Origin of the sequence: Clostridioides sp. ZZV15-6383 (genome assembly GCF_020657735.1) — a bacterium.
In the GTDB taxonomy this organism is placed as follows: Bacteria; Bacillota; Clostridia; order Peptostreptococcales; family Peptostreptococcaceae; genus Clostridioides; species Clostridioides difficile_D.
The window spans coordinates 1-22,220 of sequence record NZ_JAGWCV010000026.1 but is presented as its reverse complement, the minus strand read 5'-3'; the positions used below and the strand labels follow the sequence as shown (position 1 = coordinate 22,220).

Below are 22,220 nucleotides of genomic sequence, written 5' to 3'. Positions count from 1 at the left end.
TAACAAATAAAGGTATAAAAATACCATTTTTTCAGATAATATTTAACTATAAATAATAAATTTAGAATACTTCTTTTAAATGATGAAGATATACTCCACGTTTATTTTTTATTATTTTATTGTGTAGTCTAGAAATGTTATGAGCTATCGCTACAATAATACATTCTGATAGAACATTTTCTTTACCTCGGCTTAAAAATCTTCTAAATTTCATATTTTGTTTTAATTGAGCGAAAGCTCCTTCTGCTTGTATACTTCTATTCATTCTAAGTTGACACCCTTCCGGGCTTATAATTCTCTTTAAATTTTCTTTTCTTTTTTCATGAAATAACTTAGATACTTGTAAATTTTTAGTTCTATTTTCAAGAGGAATCTTACTATTATTTCCCTTAATACAACTGCTTTTATATTGACAATCACGGCATTCTTTACAAATATAACAAGTTATTTTACTTTTATATCCTGTTTTTGATTTTCTATTGATTATTTTATTATCAAATAGTTTTTTGCCATTTTTACAAATATAATAATCATTTTTTTCATCATAATCCATATTATCAATACGCCCTATTATTTTTATATTTTTTAGTTTTACTAATTTCATAATTTGCAGGCTTTATGAAAGATAATTGATTATTACACTCTAAAAATGTATAGTTTCCTCACTTTCATATCCAGAATCAGCTACTATTTTAGGATATTTAAATTTTGTATGCTCTTCAATAGATTTTTTCCAAACAAAAGTATATCTATTGGCAGATGACTCTATTTTTGTACCATTAATAAATAGAGAATCTTTTGAAATCTCCTTATTATCTCCAAGAAAGTTTGTAAACTGTGCAAACAAATTTTTGCTTACTTGTGAAAAATGAATACTGCGAAATCTTTCAATTGTTGAATGGTCTAGAGCGGAGGCTCCGCATAAAAGATACATAAAGTTAATATCTCTTTTACATGCTTGTTCTATTTTTCTTGAAGAATAAATACAATTCATATTTGCATATATTATAATTTTCAAAAGTTGTCTAGAGGTTACTCTATTTCCTCTAATTCGAGAATAAGTCTTATATAACTTTTCTAAATTCATCTCCTTAATAATTTGACTTAATAACCTTATAGAATCATCTTTTGGAATCATGTAATCAATATTTAGTGGTAATTTAAATTGATAATTATTACCATAAGTAGTATAATCAATTTGTATAGTATTTTGTTTTTGCATACAATTATTATACAAGAATCCCAGGCTCTTTTGAACTTGGGATTTATTTTTTAGTGCGACAGCCCCCTTCTATTTCGTCTATGTATTTAGGTATTATTCCTCTTAGTTGATGTTGTTTTAGTTATTCTATACCAGCTTTATCTACTACAACTACGTATCCACCTAAATTTTCTGCTGTTCTTTCTGTACCGTAGTTTTCATCTAGTATTTCTATGTTAGTTTCTATTGCAGATAATACTTCTTTTGGTAGCTCCTTTACCAATTCTAAGTCTTGATTTTTCCAAATATTTATTATCATTATTTTTCCTCATTATTTGGACACAAAATAAGCTAGATGAAGTATTTAACCTCATCTAGCTTCATCATAGTTATAATATATATTTCAAATTGATTTTTAATCCATTGTCTATTATTCTTTAGTTATTGCAATTTCTGATAATGTGTCAAAATCTAATTTCAATTGACTTGAAGATAACTCACTATCAAATTCGATATTATTATTTTAGTTGAAAATAAAACGGTATTCTAAGTAATCATCTTTTGTTATTGCTATATCCACATTAAGTTTATTTTTAATGTCATTAAATTGCTCATAGCTAAAATTATTGTAAATTTTTTCTAAATCTAATCTTTTTAATATTTCTTTCGTATATGGTCTTTTAGAATCTAAGAATGCAATAGATTTCAAGAATGTATTAACTAACTCACTATTTAATAAGATGGTAGTTATCAGTGCATCTTTAAAAGTATCAAATCCTAAAAAGTAACACGTATCATCTAACATAATAGGTTTATTATCACTTCTAAATGCTAAAGAAAATTTAGGTTCTTTATAAAATCCAGATATGCAAACTTTATACGTAGCAAAAGAATAGTCACCTACCCCAAATATAGAAAATCTTGGTGCCTTTTTATATATAGATGATTTTCTCTTATCTAAATATTCTGCATTACTCATTAGATAATTCCACAGATTAGGTGCTTCTAACTCAATTACATTGGTATCTTGACCTACTTTTCTTTGAGTTACGATTACATACTTCCTTGTATCATTTATGATTGTATTTTTTATATCCGAACTTTTTAACATAGGATATATATAGTCTTCTTCTAACTCTATTTCATCTTTATTTCCATTTACATATAGATTATTATTTTTACTCAATTGCATTATTTTTGAACAGTCATGTTTTATACCTTGTCTCCATTCAAGTTTACATTCTCCATCTATATTAGAAATTTGGTTATATTCATTCATATCTGATATGAAAATTTTGTGATCTTCACTCCAACCAAAACTTCTGATGATATCTCTTCCTTCGTATATATTATATACATTACATTTTGTTTCTAACATATTTGATATATCTAATATCAGTAAGCTTGCATCACAAGATATTCCAAATACTTCCTTTGAATCAAAACTAACCATCTCTATACCTCTTATTTTAAAATCAAATGAATTTATATCTCTTACTATATTTCTTATAACTGTATTTTTGCACAACATAGCAATTGTAGCTTTTTTGCCTTGAAATGTTTCTATTAGTTTTAATATTATATACTCTGATATATCAAAATTACTTTTACCTGTCATGGCATCTAATCCACCTAATTTTTTTAGATTTTTTTTAGAAGGTAGATTTATACTATTTATACTCTCTAATTGAGAATTTGTTACCCATGGAGGGTTCCCAATTATCAACAATTCTTCATCATTAGAAATCGAATTATTAATTACATCAAAATTAAAGTTAAATATATTTTCATTAAATAAATTTATCATTTTTTTATGTTTAAATTTTTCTACTATTTCTTTATAGTATGAGTTCTCTATCTCAATTCCATATATTTTTTCAATGTTATCAAAAACATGAATTGATGCATCTATAAAATTACCTAGACCACATGTAGGCTCTATTATTTTTTTTGGGTTACATCCTCTATGCGACTTTATATACTCACATACCACCTTTGCAAAATCCAGCGGTGTTTGGTAATCTCCTCTTTCTAGTTCTGTTAGTTCTAAATTATTTATCAAGTTCGTTCTTTTCAAAGTTAACAATTCCTTCCACACCATTGTTTAGTGTTATTACTCTCTTATATTGTAATCTCCACTGTAATGCATTAGATATAGTTAAATAACCCTGCTTAGGAGTGGCCTCCATTATTCTCTCAGCTATCTGATTATATGTTATCTCATCTCCAGGTAAATTTATATTATAGAAATATGATATTATATCTTCTTCATTCCCATCTGCTTCAATTATATCTCTTATCATTTTAGTAGTTGTAAAATCAGCAGTTCTTTCATTAGGAACAAATGTACAATATTCAAAATCTAATTCGCATCTATCTGCATTATCTTTCTTATTGTAAACAAATACTAAAAGATTATATCCTAATCCAAATATTTTTTGCTTTGAGTCCCTATACGGACATGATGACTGAGGCTGTTTTACTGATGTTACTTTTATATCCGTATTTATATCCTTAGATGGTAAATCTATTCCTTTTGCACTACTTCCAATTTCCATAGTATATTTGTTATTAAGATAATTTTGGAATTTATGTTCTATATATGTCCCTACTGCTTTACCATCTGTAACTCCTAATAATTCTATATGATTCTCTTTGCTTTGTATTTTACAAAATTGTTTAGCTTCTGATATTAGCCTATTTATAGTTAAAACTGGCTTATTCATTGATATTCATACCTCCTGATTATATTCTATTTTAAATTATAACATATCAGTTTAGCATAGTTATCACTTATACAGTAAAATAAGCAACTTTACTAGAAAGTTACTTATTCTTACATTCTCAAATTATTTTTTCAAAAACCGCGCTCCCTTACTTGTGATACGGTTCTCCATTATTTATCCTATAAGCCCTATAAATCTGTTCTAACAATATCAATCTCATCATCTGATGAGGAAAAGTCATCCTAGAAAAAGATAACCTATAATCAGCTCTTCCTAAGACCTCATCAGAAAGCCCTAGAGAACCTCCTATTATAAAACAGAGACTACTATTACCTCTAACTGCTAAATCACTCATATTCTTAGCAAGCTCTTTAGAGGATAAACCCTTCCCATCAATAGCCAAGGCTATAACATAACTATTATGCTTTATCTTCCCTAAAATTTTCTTTCCTTCTTTATCTTTTATAATTTCCATTTCCTTAGCACTCAAACTCTCTGGAGCTTTTTCATCATCCAACTCTATAATTTCTAACTTACAATACTTAGAAAGCCTTTTCTTAAACTCATCAATACCTAATTTTAAATATTTTTCTTTAATTTTACCTACTACAACTATACTTATATTCATATGTTTCTCCTAAACTTAAATTTGTTGCAAATTTATATACTAATAGAACTTACAAACTCTATAAAATTATCTCTATATTTCTTGATTTGCATACTCTATAAATTCCTCGAAAGGTATAGCTTTACTATAATAATATCCTTGATATATTTCACATCCTAATTCATATAACTTATCTCTTTGGTTCAAATTTTCAACATACTCAACAATTATATCAAAATTCAAGTTCTTTGAAAGATTAACAATAGAAATTATGATTTCACTACTTCTTTTATTTGTAAGTACTTCTTTAACTAACGAACCATCTAACTTAACTATATCAAAATTATTATTTTGAAGATATATAAGAGAACTATGCCCCATGCCAAAATCATCCATAATTAGCTTTATTCCTAAGTTATGTATCGCATTTATACGCTCAACAATTATTTGATGCCAATATTTTTGAAATTGAACCTATTTTACCATTATGATTTAGAAGATTAGACTGTTCACCTGTCAATTCATACCTTTTTACTAAGTTTGTTAAGTTTTCTATGTTATTGTTAAATATATATGTATATCTATTTTGCGACATCTTTATAAATGGAATATAAATCATAACTCCCATGCATAGATTAAATAATTGCAACAAACTACCTCTTAGTAAATCTGTAGCCATATATCCACTTAAAAATATAGTGATGTCCATTCTACAGCAGAAACTGTACATGGTACAATCCCTACAGACATAGCCACATAACTTGTAATAGTTAAGAAATATATCTTGAAAGTTTGAACTACCAATTAGACTTATCATTATCACTCTAAAAATAGAAAACAAAAATACTACTATTATGAAAGGAACTATAGCTGAGACTACCATATTAAAGTCTGCATCAGCTCATTCTGTATGAAACTTTACACTTGTAACAAATTCTGTAAGTTTTATAAACAATACAGAAGATGTCATAGCAACAATAATAGCTGTAAATAACCACTTGGTCTTGAATATTTCTATATAGGAATTAAGTTCATTTCCACTTGAAAACACTAAAAAAGAGCACATTGCAACTATAGGAACAAGTACTGTATACTTGCTCCCATATATTTTCCCATAACTATAACTTATTGTTAATAATATTATTAATGAAATAATTCCTAAAGTAGAATCATTTATAAAGTTAAGAAGATTTGCAATTTCACCATTAAACAAGCTTGATAAATACTCTTGATAAGCCTTTATTGGAAGATTTAAAATGACAAGAGCAGTTGAACCAGTCATAATAGCAGGTATCGCTAAAATCATTCCTTGCTTTATAGAATATAAAATTTTATTATCTTCAACATTTTCGAAATTTCTTTTTAGCAAAGTTATTCACCTCTACTTTATCTCATAAACATTAGAAACATCATTTCGTGATAATACATCTAGTTTTACATCTTGTCCAACTACTATATCATTTGATGCTAATACTCCTTTTGAAGTCTCATATGCCAACTCAGGGAAATTATTTTCTTTACTTAAGTGTGCTAATAATATAGATTCTGTACCTTCATTAATAAGCTCAACACAGAAATTAGCTGCATCTTCATTAGATAAATGACCAGTATTTGACATTACTCTTTTCTTTAAAGCATATGTATATGAACCCATCATAAGCATATTAGGGTCATAATTTGATTCTAAAACTACTAACTTAGATTTGTATAAATGTTTTTTTATATTTTGAGTTATACATCCTATATCAGTAGCTATAGATATCTTTTCATCACTCTCTGTATAAAAATTATAGCCAACTGGGTCAGACGCATCATGTTCTATTGAAAAAGGTCTCACTATAATATCTCCTAATGAATAAGTTTTATCATTTTCAAAAACCTTCATATTTTTATCTTTGATATCACCTAGCTTATCCTTCATAGAACACCATGTCTTTATATTAGCAAATACTGGTATATCAAACTTTCTTGATAATATACCTGCTCCTTTTATATGGTCAACATGCTCATGTGTTATAAATATTCCTTTTAATTTATCTACATCTACATCAATGTCTTTAAGACCTGTAGTTATTCTCTTTCCACTTAATCCTGCATCTACTAATATATTAGTATTTTTATATCCTATATAATGGCAATTACCACTACTTCCACTTCCCACTGAACAATACTTTAGCATTCTTTCACCTCTTTTTCTGCCTTATAGATTATATTATACCAAAAAAACAGAGTATTAAATAAAATTTAATACTCTGTACGAAATTTACTTATATTCACTTATAATCTTATTTATGTCTACCCCTTTACTATTCCATAGCTCCACAAAAGCTCTTCCATTAACATTTTTATGCTTATATTTATTATAATATTCATTTAAAGTCTCAAAAAATACTTTATCACCAACTTCTTTTCTTATTTCATTAAATGCTATTGCACCTTTTGTATAAACATTTAAACTGTATTCAGTAGAATTTTTATACTCATTTGCTGGTTTAAATATATTTTCACTCAAATAACTTTTTGTCTGTATCTCCATAGTTTTTATAAGTTTATTTGCTATTTCTTTACCATACTTTTGCTCAAAGTAAACTATTGTAGAATATTCAGTAAGTGCCTCATCCAACCAAGGTTCACTTATTTCATCATTTCCAACAGCAGAATACCACCATTGATGTGCTGTCTCATGAGCAATAACATATTCTAGTAAAAATTCATTTTTTTCATTATATAAGCTTTGGTCTATCATAACAAGCATAGGATATTCCATTCCCCCTATAAAAAAATCACTTGCTACAACGGAGAATTCTTTGTATGGATATTTGCCAAATAATTCACTAAATATATTTATTGAATCTTTAGCAACTTCAGTTGCCTTCTTAGAAAACTTCTTATTTAAATTGTATGTATTAATAGCTACTCCTCTTGAGTCTACTTTATTTACATCAAATTTACTACTTAATATAAATGCAAAATCTCTAACATTTTCAGCTTCTATTTCATACAACATCTTCTTACTGTCATGTTTATCATTAACAAGTTTTCCTGTATGAGCAATTTTATATTTGTTTGGAATCAATAGTTTCACATGAAAATCGCTAGTTTCACTATAAAATGGGTCACCAATAGTTTCATAGCTCTTTAGGTTCCATCCTCTTTCATCATTGACACAGGCTATAGGAAACCAATTAGTAACATTTATAGTATTTTCTCCATATCCAAACCTTCCAACTGAATTTGGTATTTTTACATTATATTTTATATCTAATGATGTTCTTTCATTTGGTTTTAGTTCTTTACCTAATTCTATTTCTAATATATCATTTTTATCCCCTTTAATTTTATATTCCATTTTACTATTATTATTTAATATATTCTTTATATCTATATATCCTTCATTAAATCCATTAGGATAAGCTCTTGTCATTTCATGTTTTTCAAAAGGAGCAAAATCTTTTTTTGAAAAAGCATTCGGATATATGTGGAAATATATTTTGTCTATACTGGATTTTGTATTATTTATGTACTCAATACTCTGATTGCACATTAACCTCTTAGTTTCGTCATCAAATATAACATCTATATTATATTGATTTATTTTTGAATTAGTTTTTTCTTTGAATGTTTCTAAACTGTCATCCTTTTCTATAAAGCAACCTATTATTAATACCATAAATAGAATTGCTACTGATAATGTTCTTCTTACTTTTTGGTTGAATTTTATAACCAAAATATCTCCTCCTTTTCAAAATGAATATTGCTAGAAAATATTTACATGCTAATCTTATGACCTTTTATTTGTTTACAGACAAATGTAATATAAAAAATGATATAATTTAATCTGAGGTGATAAAATGTTTTTCAAAGAAAGCAATGAAATAGATTTAGGTGAAATCACTATTCCCAATATCTTTATAGATATATTTATGCCAATGGCGGACGGGTTATACGTAAAAGTTTATCTTTTGGGCTATAGACAAGCATGCGATATTACTTCTAATCCTAAGTTTGACAATAATTCAATAGCCAAAAACCTAAATATACCATTGTCTGATGTGTTATCTGCTTGGAAATTCTGGGAGGAAAAGAAGATTATAAAAATACACGATAATGGAGAATATGATAGTTTTAATTATTCAATAGAGTTTTTAGATTTAAAAAATTTCTATATTGAGAATATATTAAGTAATAATTCATCTATAAAATCTAATACAGATCAAGTTGTATCTACTTCTGAAAATCCAAGTATTAGAAAAATGTTCAATTCTATAAATAAAATAGTTGGTCGATATCTCGACCCAAGTGAAAAGATAAGTATCATGGATATAATGAATAAATACAATATGAGTCCTGATATGATACTTTGTGCCTATGAGTATGTAAAAGATAAAACTGGTACATCAAAACCAGTTAAATACATTGAGGGCATTATCAGGAATTGGTATGATTCAAATTTATATACACCAAAGGATGTTGAAGAAAGCTTTTTAGTTAGAAGTGAAAGATATATTCTATATAAAACCATTTTCAATGAATTGGGATTCTCAAGACAACCATCGAAATCAGAAAAAGAACTTATGGATACCTGGTTCGATAAATTTGATATGGATATAGACTTGATAATAAATGCATGTTCTAAGTCTAAGAATATTTCAAACCCAAGTATATCTTATATAAATGGTATAGTTAAAAATTGGAATGAAAAAAATATAAAAAATTTAAATGATTTAAAGCAAAAAGAGGAAGAACGTATAGTTAAGGAGAATATTAATAAAAAGCAGATTAATACTACTCAAAACAACAATACTTACAAGAAGACTAAATTTCATAATTTCAATGAAACATTCACTCAGTATACCTCTGATGAACTCGATGAGATTATCAAAAAAAGTCAAAAAGAAAAGTTTAAGTAGGTGATTAAATGAATGAAGATAAAATAAGAAAAATACTTGCTAAATATGCTGAGAGAAGAGATAACAATGAACTCTTATTAGAGCATAGAAAAAATGAGGTATATAATAAAATCCCTGAAATAAAATCTATAGATGATGAGATTTCTAAAATAGGTCTCAATTTAGCTAAAATAGTACTTTTAAATCCTAAGTCTAAAGATGAAATTGTAAATAAGTCTAAAAAAACTATAGAATCTTTAAAAGCAGATAAAGAAAAACTTTTAGTTGAAAATAATATACCTCTTGATTACCTAGAAATAAAGTTTCAATGTGCTTCTTGTAAAGACAAAGGATTTTTACCTAATGGAGAAAAATGTTCTTGCCTTAAACAAGAAATTGTAAATGAAGCTTATAAAATGTCTAATTTAGATAGAATTTTAAGTCTGGAAAATTTTTCGAATTTTAACTTGAATATATTTTCTCCTAATAAAGGTTCTGATGGGGAAATATCTCCTAGAGAAAATATGCTAAATAACTTGAGTATCTGCGAAAATTTTGTTCATGATTTTAAGAAAGATAATAATGATAATCTACTATTTTATGGTTCTACTGGACTAGGAAAAACATATATGTGCAATTGTATTGCAAAGGAATTATTAGATAAAGGTAATGTTGTAATCTATCAAACTTCTTTTAAAATCTTAGATATTCTTGAAGATTATAAATTTAGAAGACACTCAAATAGTCAAATAAGTGAAGATAATTATAAAAACTTGTTTGATTGTGATTTATTAATAATAGATGACCTTGGCACTGAACTTAATAATTCTTTTACTAGTGGAGAAATCTTCAACATTGTAAACACAAGACTTGTTGCTGGTAAAAAAATTATTATTTCAACCAATTTAACACCATCTCAGATAGGAAATACTTATACTCAAAGAACTCTTTCTAGAATTTTAGATAAGTTTAGGATTTTAGAATTTACTGGTGATGATTTGAGATGGGAAAGATTCAAATAAAGTAGCCCTTAAAAAACATTTTTTTATTTTTAAATAGAGAGGTAAGAACAAACTTGCTTCTCTGTTTAAAACTTATAACACATAAATCTATCTATCTTTTAATTTTTCTATTTACAAATCTAATATATCTTAACATAACAAATCTTTTATATTCTTTTTAATTTATATTTATTGACACTATAAGTTTATTATATTCTATAATGTGCTTCTACGATTATTCCAGATTTTAGTTTTAAAACTATAGTGTTACAAGTAGTTTAATATTTTATTGCAATTAATTGTAATTTTTAATACAATAAAAATTACAATTAAAAAAAGATACTTAAAAGTATCCTGTAATATAGAAAATTATATTAATTTAAATTTATGTACTATATGGAGCTGGTGATAGGAATCGAACCTACAACCTGCTGATTACAAGTCAGCTGCTCTACCGTTGAGCCACACCAGCATATAATCTAGTATTTATTTTTTACTCCAAAAATTGGTGGGACTAACAGGGCTCGAACCTGTGACCCCCTGCTTGTAAGGCAGGTGCTCTCCCAGCTGAGCTATAGTCCCATACTGGTGACTCGTAGGGGAATTGAACCCCTGTTACCGCCGTGAAAGGGCGGTGTCTTAACCTCTTGACCAACGAGCCATATTTTGGTGATCTATCCGCGACTCGAACGCGGGACACCCTGATTAAAAGTCAGGTGCTCTACCGACTGAGCTAATAGACCACATTTTTTCGACTTTTTTCGTCGTTTCTTTCACTCACAAGTTATATTATAAATGCTACACAATTTTTAGTCAATAGTTTTTTTATTTTTTTTAGTATATAATTAAAATCAGCTTATGTTATTTATTTTGAACAAAATTCTTTTAAAAACCTGTAATTATATACGCAAGTTCGACCTTAATTCTAATCAGAATATATATAAGTTATTTCAACTGAACAAAAATTTAATATGTATCTAATATAAAAGAGTATCCCTGATAACTATAATCATTATCTTGAGATACTCTTCTTTAATTATTTACAATTTAAATCATTTAATTAATAAAATATTAAGCAAATATATTTTTTCTTATTATAGTTTGAGCTCTATTAGGTCCAACAGAAACCATATCTACACTTACTCCAACTAACTCTTCTATTTTAGCTATATACTTCTTTGCATTTTCTGGAAGGTCCTCAAAATTATCTACTTGAGTTATATCTTCATTCCATCCATCTAATTCTTCATATACAGGTTCACATTTTGCTAAGTCATCTAATGAAGCTGGAAAATCTGTTATTATTTTATCACCCATTTTATAAGATGTACAAACTTTTATTTTATCAAATCCTGTTAATACATCTAATAACATAAATGAAATACTAGTCAATCCATTAACTCTAGCTGCATACTTAACTATAACTGCATCAAACCATCCACATCTTCTTGGTCTACCAGTAGTTACTCCAAATTCATGACCTTGTTCTCTTATTTTATCACCAGTTTCATTTATTTGCTCTGTAACAAATGGTCCTTCTCCAACCCTTGTAGTATATGCTTTTACTATACCAACAACATCTTTTATCATATTTGGTCCTATTCCTGCACCAATCGCAAATCCACCAGACGTTGGATGAGAAGATGTAACAAATGGATATGTTCCTAAATCTAAATCTAATAAAGTCCCTTGTGCTCCTTCAAATAATACTTTTTTACCTGCTCTTATTGCATCATATACAATAACCGATGTATCTGCTACATATTTTCTTATTTGTTCTGCATATCCTAAATATTCATTATACATAGTTTCAAAATCAAATAATTCTTCTTTTCCATATATATTTTTAACTATTTCATTTTTAGCATCTATCTGAGCTTTTAATTTTATAGCAAATTTATCTTTATCCATTAGGTCACATATTCTAATTCCAGATCTCTCTGTTTTATCCATATAACAAGGTCCAATACCTTTTTTTGTTGTGCCTATCTTTAAATCGCCTCTAGCTTCTTCTGACAATGCATCTAGCTCTTTATGATATGGGAATATGACATGTGCTCTATCACTTATTTTTATATTTTCTGTACTTATATTATCCGCTTTAAACATTTCCAATTCTTCTAAAAATCCTTTAGGGTCAAACACTATTCCATTTCCGATTATATTCACTGTATTTGGATTTAAAACTCCAGATGGAATTAAATGTAATGCATATTTTTTACCTTCTACAACTAATGTATGTCCTGCATTATTTCCACCTTGCCCTCTTACTACTACATCTGCTTGAGTAGCAAGATAATCTATAACTTTACCTTTACCTTCATCTCCCCATTGAGAACCAACAATTGCAACTGTTTTCATGTAATTCACCTCTATATTTTATATACTATCGAACGCTTTACTTACTTATTCTATCAAACATTCGTATTTTTTTCAACTTTTTTAGCATTCTCCAATATTTAACATATATTCTTCTATTTTTGAAAACTCTTCTTTCTGTATTATTTCTTTTTCATATTTTATAACTTTTTCCATAAATTTATCCACATCCAAAAGTTTTTCTAACTTACATATGTTAATTATATTACCAAAGTTTGTATTAGTCATGTTTATATAATACTGATTATCCACAATGTTAGCATAAACAACAATAGATTCCTTTAGATTATTATCAATTACTCTAAATAAGTTTATTTCATCAAGTACTTTAATTATATTGGGATATATATATTTCAAGCTTATTTTTTCCATATTATTCCTCCTGATAATTAATAGTTATACACAGATAAAGCAAGCCTAAAGCTTGCTTTATCTACTTATTCACACTTATCAACAGGCTGCCTGTGGATACTGTGGATAATTTTTTAGCTAAATTTCAATGTTTAGACATATTTAGTGACATATATCCACATTTTTCCTGTAGAAAGAAAGAATGTTCTGTGGATATTCGTTAGATTATAGGTCTCTCAACTTATCCCCAAATCTTTGAACTTCACCAAGCCAAACAAGCTCAACAGAACCAGTTTCGCCATGTCTATTTTTTGCTATTATCACTTCTCCTATATTTTTACTCTCAGAATCAGCATGATAATACTCATCTCTATATAGGAACATAACTATATCTGCATCCTGCTCTATTGCTCCAGATTCTCTTAAATCAGATAGCATAGGTCTATGGTCTGCTCTTTGTTCTGGAGCACGCGATAATTGAGATAATGCTACAACAGGACAGTTTAATTCTTTCGCTAATACCTTTAGTGACCTTGATATTTTAGATATCTCTTGTTGTCTACTTTCATTATTACCTTCACCTTCCATAAGTTGAAGATAATCAATAAGCACTAAATCTAGTCCTTTTTCTATTTTTAACTTTCTACACTTTGACCTTAATTCTGATATTTTTATACCAGGAGTATCATCTATGTGTATTTTTGCATCTGATAACACTGCCATAGCATCTATAATTCTAGGCCAGTCATTATCATTAAGTGTTCCAGTCTTTATTTTTTTTAATTCTACACTAGACTGCGAAGATAACATACGTTGTACTAATTGTTCCTTAGACATCTCTAGACTAAATACAGCTACAGAGGCATCACCCTTTAAAGCTGCGTTTTGAACTAAGTTTAAAGAAAAAGCAGTTTTACCCATTGCTGGTCTAGCTGCAATTAATATTAAATCAGTCCTTTGAAGACCATTTATTTTTTTGTTTAAATCTTTAAAACCAGTAGTTATACCAGTCACATCACTCTTATTAGTGTATAATTTTTCTATCATATCATAGGCATCCATCAAAACTAAGTTTATAGGTTTAAAATCATCACTAGTTTTCTCCTGTGATATATCAAATATCCTCTTTTCAGCTTGTTCTAACACATCTTCAATCTTAGTTGCTCCACTATATCCTAGATTTATTATTTCATTAGAAGCTTTTATAAGCTTTCTAAGCACAGACTTTTCTTTTACTATATCAGCATAGTATTTTACGTTTGAAGTTGTCGGCACTATAGTAGAAAGACTTGTAATATAACTGATTCCTCCAATATCATTAAGATGCCCTTGTTTTCTTAGTTCTTCTGTCAATGTTATCAAGTCTATAGGCTCACCTTTATTACTCAAAGTTATCATACATTCATATATTATTTTGTGAGCCTCTTTATAGAAATCATTAGGCTTTATAGTTTCTGTAACCGTTATTATAGCATCTTTATCTAGAAGTATAGAACCTAATATCGATTGTTCTGATTCTACACTATGAGGAGGAATTCTCGTCATATCTTCCATCTTAATCACCTCTAGTTATTACTGTTTTTCTTTTACATCCACTCTTATTTTAGTAGTTACTTTTTGATGTATTTTTATTTCTACAAAAGTTGAACCTAAAGTTCTTATTGGCTCATCTAATAATATTTTTCTTTTATCTACGTCTATGTCTTTTTGTTTCTTTAATTGCTCCGCAATTTCTTTAGCTGTTATTGAGCCAAACAGTCTTCCACCTTCACCTGATTTTGAATATATTTCTATATTGATTTCTTCCATTTGCTTGCCTAATAAAACAGCTTCTTCATATTCTTTTTGTGCTTTTATTTCTTTAGATTTATTCTTTTCATTTAATTCTTTTATTGCTACACTATCCGCTTGTACAGCCATCTTTTTAGGAAACAAGAAATTTCTTGCATATCCATCACTTACTTCTTTCATTTCCCCTTTTTTACCAGTTCCTTTTACATCTTTTAATAATATAACTTTCATCTATTCTTCCTCCTCTAAATACTCCTCTATTATTTTATTTACCATTTTATAAGCTTCTTTTAGAGAAACATTTTTTAACTGTGCTCCAGCTATATCTATATGTCCCCCGCCTCCTAATTTCTCCATAAGTACATGTACATTTATTTGTCCTAAAGACCTAGCACTTATAAATACAGTATCATCTTTTTCACCTAATACAAAGGAAGCTTCTACTTCTTTGATGTTTAATAACTCATCAGCAGTTTGAGCTATTATAACATTTATACTATCTATCTCAGTACTTGAATATGCTAAGCATATTCTATTATTAATTATTTTAGTACTTTGAATTATTTCAGCTTTTATTATGAAGTCTTTTACATCCGAATTAAAGAACTTCTTAACCTCTATAGTATCTGCTCCAACTTTTCTAAGATAAGAAGCAGCTTCAAAAGTCCTAACACCTGTTTTAAATGCAAAATTTTTAGTATCTAGACTTATACCTGCTAAAAGTCCTTCAGCTGTAAGTTTATTTATTGTTACGTCTTCATCCATATATTGAACTAACTCTGTAACCATTTCACATGTTGAGGATACATATATCTCATGGAATAAAAGTACTGCATCATTTATAAACTCCACACCTCTTCTATGATGGTCTATAACTACTATCTTCTCTGATAGCTTTAATAGCTCTTCACATTCAGTATAATTGGGTCTATGAGTATCAACTACTACAACCAATGTGTTTTTAGTACAGTTATCAATAGCCTCCTCTTTCCCAATAAACAACTTCTTGTAATAATTGTTTTCATTTATTTTATTTATAAATATTTCTATAGATTCATTTACAGATTGTAAAACTATGTTTGCGGTTTTGTTACAGGATTTACATATATCATAAACTCCAACTGCTGCTCCCATAGCATCCATATCTGGATATTTATGTCCCATTATATAAACTTGGTCACTTTGTTGTATAACCTCTCTTAAAGCATGACCTATTAATCTGGATTTTACTTTGGTTTTCTTTTCTACAGCTTTAGACTTTCCTCCATAAAATACAAATTTATCTTTTGTTTTTACAACGGCCTGGTCACCACCTCTACCAAGTGCTAAGTCAAGAGCACCTGTAGCAAGCTTTAGGTTCTCATTTAATGTATCTCCATCTATACCAATTCCTATACTTATAGTAACAGGAAGATTATTTCCATAATCAATATGTCTTATTGTATCTAAAATAGAAAATTTCTCAGATTCTAATTTTTTCAACTCTTTTTTATGCATCACTAAGAAGAATTTATCTTTTGAAGTTCTTCTCAATGCGCCATTTGAAGTTGATTCTAAAGCAGAAAGTATTTTTTCTACTTCAACATTAATTAAAGCTCTCTTATCTTCTGCTGCACTTTTTAATACTTCATCGTATCCATCTACTTGTATTAGCATCATTGCATTTTTTTCATCATCATAGTCTTGTTTTACTTTTAAATATTCAGTCTTGTCTATCCAGTATAATATCATCAAATATTTAGGATTCTTTTCTTGATCATTTTTTATAACATTATAAATTATTGTATATTCTTTTTCTTTATAGTTTATTTCTGTGTACATCTCTTTATTTTCATTTAATACTTTTCTTAAATTAAGATTTTTAACTATATCTTCTATATTTTTATCTAGTAAATCTTTTTGACCAATCATATCATAAAACTTTCCATTATACCATGATATATTTCCATCAAATTCTAAGATACATAGTGGTATTGGAAGATTTATTATAGCTTTCTTAGTTGTTTCGTCTATATCTAAAGATAAATTTTGAATATACTCTGTCCATTCATTACGTCTGATATTAGTTGTTCTCCAATTGTGAAAAACCATATATACAAAAATACAGAAAAATAAACACCCTACATACAAGTTGTAATAAAGCAAAATTATACTAGAAATACCAATAACAATTATATATAAATTTATTTCTGGCATATTTAATTTAAAGGTTTGTTTATTACTCATTTCTATCCTCCTAAGTGGATTTATAACTTCTTACCTTTCTAAAGTCAATTATACTATCTACCATACCAACAAAAGATATTCCCATAAATCCAAATAAACATAAAATTATCCCTGAAAGAAACATAATTTTATTTGGTCCTTGTCTTATCCATTTCTTTAAAAAATAAATACAAACTGCTATACCTTGAATTACAAACATTAAATTAAAAACTAGCTGTAAATTAGTCATTATTAATTCTGTATATAGTTTTGAACCAATAATCTGAATACATAAGACTAATAAATAAAGTAAGAAAGTTGTGAGTATAGCATTTCCTGGTAAATAAAAGTCAGCAAATTTAGGAAATCTTATATTCATCTTTGTAATTCTTTTGATAAAAAATACACTTAAATAATATGTTACAAACGCTGATAACAACCCTTGTAAAAATAACATCATTGGTAGCATATTTGTAAAATAACTTACAATCTCATCAGGCTTCATTTTATCAAACACTTTAAGTTCAGTTGCAGAAAAACTATTTTTTTGAATATTTACAATTTCTGTTATCATTTTAGAAACTTCATCCAATAGATTTACATTTAAAAATATCTTTAATACAAAGAAATATACAAGCATTGAAAGTACAAATATTATCGTTCCACCATATATTGGTTCAAATTTATTACTATCCTCTTGTTCAAAACTTCTCTTTAGCATCTTTCCTATTGCTATACCTGGTAAAGAATACATTATACATATATTTAATGCATAAGAAATGTCTGCAAATAGAACCAGTACACAAAGTGTAATCAAAATAGATATAAGAGAATACTTTCTATCAGTAATAGCACCTATAATTACATATGGAACAGCTGCTAATATACTAAACATTCCTAGCATTGGAATATAGGCTATTACTAAAGCGATTATTATAGCTAAAACTATTATAGACATTGCTTTAGATAGTCTAATTTTATTATTCAATTTAATATCACTCCCTATTATCCATATGTTTTTTTAAATTAGATAAATCTCCATACCATCTTTCAACGCTATGGTCTTCATCTATACCAATTTTTATTTTTTCCTTGACTTTATAATCCACATCTCTAAAACTAATTCCTAATCTCTTTGCTAAGAGATATGTTATCATTATTATATTTGCTAAAGTATCTTGAATTGCTTCATCTAATGGTTTTACCCCTTTAAACAATAAATTAAACAAATCACTTACACTCATTAATATTTCTGTTTTCATCCACTCTATTATCTTTATGTTTCTCGTTATCTCAGAACCTTTATCTATTTTCACGTTTACAACCCTCCTTAATATATAATATTATATCATAAATAATAATATATTTAAGTATATAAACAAAAAAACGAGCTTTATAGCTCGCCTCATTTAGATAATAAATGTATATAATAAAAAATGAGCACAAGGCCCATTTTTTTAGTCTAATGTATATGGTAAAAGTGCTATATTTCTCGCTCTTTTTATAGCAACTGTTAATTCTCTTTGATGCTTAGCACAAGTTCCAGATATTCTTCTTGGTAATATCTTTCCTCTTTCAGTTATATACTTTTGTAATCTTTGAGTACTTTTGTAATCTATTTTAGCGTTTTTGTCAGCACAAAATTGACAAACTCTTTTTTTCTTACGTCTTTTTTTATTCATCATGACTTTTTTCCCTCCTTTTTAAAATGGTATATCGTCATCATCTATAGCTTGAAAACCTTGTGGGTCTAAACCTTGAGGTTCAAAGCTTGGCTCAAAAGCTGGAGCACTCTCTCTATATGAATTTTCCGATTTATTCTTACTATCCAAAGCTTGTACTGATCTAGTACTCACTTTTGTAAAAGTTCTCTTTTCACCTGATTGTGTCTGATAATTGTCTACTCTTATAGATCCTTGAAGTGCAACTAATCTACCTTTAGTTATGTAGTTAGCACAAAATTCAGCAGATTTACCCATTACTTCAACAGGTATAAAATCAGTTTCTTTAGATCCATCTTTTTTTACATAGTCTCTATCAATGGCTATTGTAAAGGATGCCACTGGTGTTCCTGTACCTGGGATGTATCTTAATTCAGGGTCTCTAGTCAATCTTCCCACTAATACAACTTGATTCATAAAAACACCACCTATTTTTTATAATAAAACCAGTTATTAAGCAACAACTATCATGTGTCTTATTACATTTTCATTTATCTTTAAGTTTCTGTCTATCTCTTTAGGAACGTCTACTGCTGATTTGAAGTTAACTAATACATAGAAACCTTCTGTAAACTTAGCTATTGGATAAGCTAATTTTTTAGTTCCCCAAGTATCAACTTTAACTATTTCTCCGTCAGTTGCAACAACTTCCTTAACTTTGTTTAGTATAGCCTCTCTTATTTCTTCATCAGAGTTTGGCTTTACCACATAAACTAATTCATAATTTTTCACTATAATTCACCTCCCTTTGGACTTAACGGCTCTACACTCTTAGAGCAGAGAAATGAGACTAAAATCTCATACCTACATATTTTATCATTTATTCTTATTTCTGTCAATTTAAATTTTGGACAAAGTTTAGTATGAGGTGAATTATATATTCTTAAATTAACAAGGGATGGCAACAGCCATCCCTTGTAATATATCTATATAAGTTATTATTTTTAATTAAGCTTCTACACCCATAGCTTCTTTTAACACAGCTGCTATATTTTTTATACCTTCTATTATTTTTTCTTCTGGCATATTTGAATAGTTAAGTCTGAAAGTATTTTCTCTACCACCATTAGGGAAGAATCCTCCTCCAGCAACATAAGCAACATTCTTATCTAAGCATTTTGGCATTAATTCTTTAGCATTTAAGTTACTTGGAAGCTCTACCCATGTAAATAATCCACCTTCTGGATGAGTAAATACTAATCCTTCTGGGAATTCTTCTTCCATAGTCTTAAGCATTACATCTCTACGTTTAACATAAACTGCTTTTATTTTGTCAACGTGTTCATCTAAGTCGTACATATCCATAAATTTGCTTACTTCCATTTGAGATATAGTTGATGCTTGTAAGTCTGCACCTTGTTTTGCAAAGTTAAATTTAGATAATATTTCTGGAGAAGCACAAGTCCATCCTAATCTGTATCCTGGGCAGAATATTTTAGAGAAAGTTCCTAAGAATATTACTAATCCTTTTGTATCCATTGATTTTAAAGATGGTAAAGTTTCTCCTTCAAATCTTAAATCTCCATATGGATTATCTTCTATTACTGGTATTTCAAATTTGTTTACTATTTCCATGAATTTTTTACGTCTTTCAAGTGGCCAAGTTCTTCCTGTTGGATTTTGGAAGTCAGGTATTACGTAAATCATTTTTATTCTATCAGTTGTTTCTAGTATTTTTTCTAATTCTTCCATTATCATTCCATCAGAATCTGTTGGAACATCTATAAATTTAGGTTGGTAAGATTTAAATGCGTTTATAGCTCCTATGTAAGATGGACTTTCACATAAAATTACATCACCCTCATCAATAAATACTTTTCCTGCAAAATCTAGACCTTGTTGAGAACCACTTGTAACTAATATATCATCTTTATTTACATTAGTTTTATTTTTCTCATTCATTCTAGCTGCTATTTTTTCTCTTAATGGTTCATATCCTTCTGTTGTAGTATATTGCATAGCTGATCTTCCATTTTCTTCAAGCACTGCAACTGATACTTTTTTCATTTCTTCAACTGGAAATAATTCTGGAGCCGGCATTCCACCAGCAAAAGATATTATTTGTGGTTGTTGAGTAAGTTTTAAAAGCTCACGTATTTCTGATCCTTGTAAACCTTGCATTCTTTTTGCATATTTAACTGCCATAATTAAAGCACCCCCATGAAAATGTTTTCTTCAACTTTTATTATACCAAAATTTTGGATATTAATATACGGTATTTGACATTTTTTAAATGTTAAATTTATATCATTTTTTTATTAGCTTTTTTACTCTCTTTTCTAAGGTCTCTCTATCAAGCATTATTAGCCTTGAACATTTAGTACATTTTATCTTTATATCCATTCCAGTTCTTACGATTTCAAACTCTTTACACCCACATGCGTGTTGCTTTTTTAATTCAACAATATTCCCTATTTTTAAATCCATTGGCATAAATAATTAGCCTGCTACTCAAAATATGGTCAAATATATCCATATCGAGATTTTTCCTTCTTCATTGAACCTCGCCTTGCATAAGCTACTACGATTTGGTATAGTTCTCCAAAGGCTTAAATTCCGAAGTTAGCCCTCCGTACATATATAAGTACTTTTAAGCTATCTTATATTTTTTAGCATTTTTAAGATTAATACTTGCATTTAAATCTCTATCAATAGATAATCCACATTCACATTTGTACACTCTATCTTTAAGTTTTAAACCTTTATTAACCTCTCCACATTGGCTACAAGTCTTTGATGATGGATACCATCTATCAACTACTCTAAGTTCTATATTATTTTGTTTGCATTTAGCAGTTAGTTTAGTTCTAAATTCAAAAAACTTTTGACTTGATATAGCCTTTGATAAATGCTTATTCTTCATCATTCCAGTAACATTTAAATCTTCAATGGTTATATAGCTTGGCTTTTGCTCTATTACCTGGGATACTGTTTTATTAATATAATCAGTTCTTATATTAGCTAATCTTTGATGAATTTTTTGTACTTTGACTATCTGTTTTTGGATATTCTGACGAGTAGCCACTCCTTCTTTTATATTTTTATTTCTTACTTTTAAACTCTCATATTTTCTTGAAAGTTTTCTTTGTTCTCTTTTTAATTTCTTTTCAACTTTTTTGACAGTTGAAGTCTTATTTATATTTTTAAATTTACTTCCATTTGAAGATATTGCAAAATCTTTAATTCCTAAGTCAATACCTATTCCTTCATTAGTACATTTAAATACTTGAATATCATCTTCCTCAACTAATATAGATACATAGTATCTATTAGATTTTTGACTTACTGTACCACTTTTAACTATTGAATTTGTTGGTATATATCCAAATTCTTTTAGTCTTACCCAACC

26 protein-coding genes and 4 tRNA genes are annotated in these 22,220 nt (G+C 28.0%); 2 read left to right on the top strand and 28 right to left on the bottom strand.

Annotated elements, in window-relative coordinates; all coding sequences use genetic code 11:
* Positions 1–61: 61 nt before the first annotated feature.
* From KGF42_RS20475 to KGF42_RS10980, 11 genes are all read right to left on the bottom strand, one after another.
* Positions 62–604 carry a transposase gene (locus KGF42_RS20475; protein WP_413927010.1) on the bottom strand — a complete coding sequence of 181 codons (543 nt, stop codon included), beginning with the start codon at positions 602–604 and terminating at the stop codon, positions 62–64.
* 39 nt (positions 605–643) lie between these two features.
* The gene (locus tag KGF42_RS20470) at positions 644–1,222 is read right to left on the bottom strand and encodes a transposase (RefSeq protein ID WP_413927009.1); all 579 of its coding nucleotides are present in this window, start codon (positions 1,220–1,222) and stop codon (positions 644–646) included.
* Positions 1,223–1,343: 121 nt separating this feature from the next.
* Complete coding sequence (locus tag KGF42_RS11020) at positions 1,344–1,520, bottom strand: hypothetical protein (protein WP_227826317.1); 177 nt, start codon at positions 1,518–1,520, stop codon at positions 1,344–1,346.
* A gap of 204 nt (positions 1,521–1,724) precedes the next feature.
* On the bottom strand, positions 1,725–3,278 hold the full coding sequence (locus tag KGF42_RS11015; RefSeq protein ID WP_227826316.1) for a hypothetical protein: 1,554 nt from the start codon (positions 3,276–3,278) through the stop codon (positions 1,725–1,727).
* Positions 3,253–3,927, bottom strand: a complete 675-nt coding sequence (locus KGF42_RS11010) for a restriction endonuclease (RefSeq protein WP_227826315.1) — start codon at positions 3,925–3,927, stop codon at positions 3,253–3,255. The genes KGF42_RS11015 and KGF42_RS11010 overlap by 26 nt, the downstream gene beginning before the upstream one ends.
* Positions 3,928–4,075: 148 nt before the next feature.
* The gene (gene rlmH / locus KGF42_RS11005) at positions 4,076–4,555 is read right to left on the bottom strand and encodes a 23S rRNA (pseudouridine(1915)-N(3))-methyltransferase RlmH (protein WP_227826314.1); all 480 of its coding nucleotides are present in this window, start codon (positions 4,553–4,555) and stop codon (positions 4,076–4,078) included.
* Between the two features lie 72 nt (positions 4,556–4,627).
* Positions 4,628–4,930 (bottom strand): EAL domain-containing protein, encoded by a 303-nt coding sequence (locus KGF42_RS11000; protein ID WP_255650953.1) that lies wholly within the window; start codon positions 4,928–4,930, stop codon positions 4,628–4,630.
* 40 nt (positions 4,931–4,970) lie between these two features.
* Positions 4,971–5,417 carry a hypothetical protein gene (locus KGF42_RS10995; protein WP_227826313.1) on the bottom strand — a complete coding sequence of 149 codons (447 nt, stop codon included), beginning with the start codon at positions 5,415–5,417 and terminating at the stop codon, positions 4,971–4,973.
* 18 nt (positions 5,418–5,435) lie between these two features.
* Positions 5,436–5,903 carry a hypothetical protein gene (locus tag KGF42_RS10990; protein ID WP_227826312.1) on the bottom strand — a complete coding sequence of 156 codons (468 nt, stop codon included), beginning with the start codon at positions 5,901–5,903 and terminating at the stop codon, positions 5,436–5,438.
* Between the two features lie 12 nt (positions 5,904–5,915).
* Positions 5,916–6,713 carry an MBL fold metallo-hydrolase gene (locus KGF42_RS10985; protein ID WP_227826311.1) on the bottom strand — a complete coding sequence of 266 codons (798 nt, stop codon included), beginning with the start codon at positions 6,711–6,713 and terminating at the stop codon, positions 5,916–5,918.
* 84 nt (positions 6,714–6,797) lie between these two features.
* Positions 6,798–8,261: a M1 family metallopeptidase gene (locus tag KGF42_RS10980; RefSeq protein ID WP_227826310.1), complete on the bottom strand. Its 1,464-nt coding sequence runs from the start codon at positions 8,259–8,261 to the stop codon at positions 6,798–6,800.
* A gap of 124 nt (positions 8,262–8,385) precedes the next feature.
* Here KGF42_RS10980 and KGF42_RS10975 point away from each other — a divergent pair, with 124 nt between their 5' ends.
* Together KGF42_RS10975 and KGF42_RS10970 are read left to right on the top strand one after the other, a co-directional pair.
* The gene (locus tag KGF42_RS10975; RefSeq protein WP_227822744.1) at positions 8,386–9,444 is read left to right on the top strand and encodes a DnaD domain protein; all 1,059 of its coding nucleotides are present in this window, start codon (positions 8,386–8,388) and stop codon (positions 9,442–9,444) included.
* 8 nt (positions 9,445–9,452) lie between these two features.
* Entirely contained in the window at positions 9,453–10,445 is a 993-nt protein-coding gene (locus KGF42_RS10970; RefSeq protein WP_227822743.1) for an ATP-binding protein, read from the top strand.
* Between the two features lie 376 nt (positions 10,446–10,821).
* Here KGF42_RS10970 and KGF42_RS10965 read toward each other — a convergent pair.
* From KGF42_RS10965 to KGF42_RS10885, 17 genes are all read right to left on the bottom strand, one after another.
* A tRNA-Thr gene (locus KGF42_RS10965) sits at positions 10,822–10,896 on the bottom strand.
* Between the two features lie 34 nt (positions 10,897–10,930).
* Positions 10,931–11,006: transfer RNA gene (locus tag KGF42_RS10960), tRNA-Val, on the bottom strand.
* A 4-nt stretch (positions 11,007–11,010) separates the two neighbouring features.
* Positions 11,011–11,085: transfer RNA gene (locus KGF42_RS10955), tRNA-Glu, on the bottom strand.
* A 6-nt stretch (positions 11,086–11,091) separates the two neighbouring features.
* Positions 11,092–11,167 (bottom strand) — tRNA-Lys (locus KGF42_RS10950).
* Positions 11,168–11,495: 328 nt separating this feature from the next.
* Positions 11,496–12,785, bottom strand: a complete 1,290-nt coding sequence (locus tag KGF42_RS10945; protein ID WP_054275498.1) for an adenylosuccinate synthase — start codon at positions 12,783–12,785, stop codon at positions 11,496–11,498.
* Between the two features lie 81 nt (positions 12,786–12,866).
* Positions 12,867–13,175 (bottom strand): hypothetical protein, encoded by a 309-nt coding sequence (locus KGF42_RS10940; RefSeq protein ID WP_227822742.1) that lies wholly within the window; start codon positions 13,173–13,175, stop codon positions 12,867–12,869.
* A gap of 204 nt (positions 13,176–13,379) precedes the next feature.
* Positions 13,380–14,708: a replicative DNA helicase gene (dnaB, locus tag KGF42_RS10935; RefSeq protein WP_054275500.1), complete on the bottom strand. Its 1,329-nt coding sequence runs from the start codon at positions 14,706–14,708 to the stop codon at positions 13,380–13,382.
* A gap of 18 nt (positions 14,709–14,726) precedes the next feature.
* Entirely contained in the window at positions 14,727–15,176 is a 450-nt protein-coding gene (rplI, locus tag KGF42_RS10930; protein ID WP_054275501.1) for a 50S ribosomal protein L9, read from the bottom strand.
* Positions 15,177–17,171, bottom strand: coding sequence for a DHH family phosphoesterase (locus KGF42_RS10925; protein WP_054275502.1), 1,995 nt, complete (start codon positions 17,169–17,171; stop codon positions 15,177–15,179).
* Positions 17,172–17,181: 10 nt separating this feature from the next.
* Positions 17,182–18,138 (bottom strand): YybS family protein, encoded by a 957-nt coding sequence (locus tag KGF42_RS10920; protein ID WP_227822741.1) that lies wholly within the window; start codon positions 18,136–18,138, stop codon positions 17,182–17,184.
* Positions 18,139–18,145: 7 nt separating this feature from the next.
* Complete coding sequence (locus KGF42_RS10915; protein ID WP_003420530.1) at positions 18,146–18,466, bottom strand: MazG-like family protein; 321 nt, start codon at positions 18,464–18,466, stop codon at positions 18,146–18,148.
* Between the two features lie 141 nt (positions 18,467–18,607).
* On the bottom strand, positions 18,608–18,835 hold the full coding sequence (gene rpsR, locus KGF42_RS10910; protein WP_003420527.1) for a 30S ribosomal protein S18: 228 nt from the start codon (positions 18,833–18,835) through the stop codon (positions 18,608–18,610).
* Between the two features lie 18 nt (positions 18,836–18,853).
* Positions 18,854–19,288 (bottom strand): single-stranded DNA-binding protein, encoded by a 435-nt coding sequence (locus KGF42_RS10905; RefSeq protein WP_003420524.1) that lies wholly within the window; start codon positions 19,286–19,288, stop codon positions 18,854–18,856.
* A gap of 36 nt (positions 19,289–19,324) precedes the next feature.
* A complete protein-coding gene (gene rpsF / locus KGF42_RS10900) occupies positions 19,325–19,603 on the bottom strand; it encodes a 30S ribosomal protein S6 (protein ID WP_054275504.1) in 279 nt (92 codons plus the stop codon).
* A 216-nt stretch (positions 19,604–19,819) separates the two neighbouring features.
* Positions 19,820–21,016, bottom strand: a complete 1,197-nt coding sequence (locus KGF42_RS10895; protein ID WP_054275505.1) for a PLP-dependent aminotransferase family protein — start codon at positions 21,014–21,016, stop codon at positions 19,820–19,822.
* Between the two features lie 102 nt (positions 21,017–21,118).
* Positions 21,119–21,304, bottom strand: coding sequence for a DUF951 domain-containing protein (locus KGF42_RS10890; protein ID WP_227822740.1), 186 nt, complete (start codon positions 21,302–21,304; stop codon positions 21,119–21,121).
* Positions 21,305–21,461: 157 nt separating this feature from the next.
* Positions 21,462–22,220 (bottom strand): transposase (locus KGF42_RS10885; protein ID WP_227826309.1); only part of this gene is annotated, 759 nt, incomplete at its 5' end.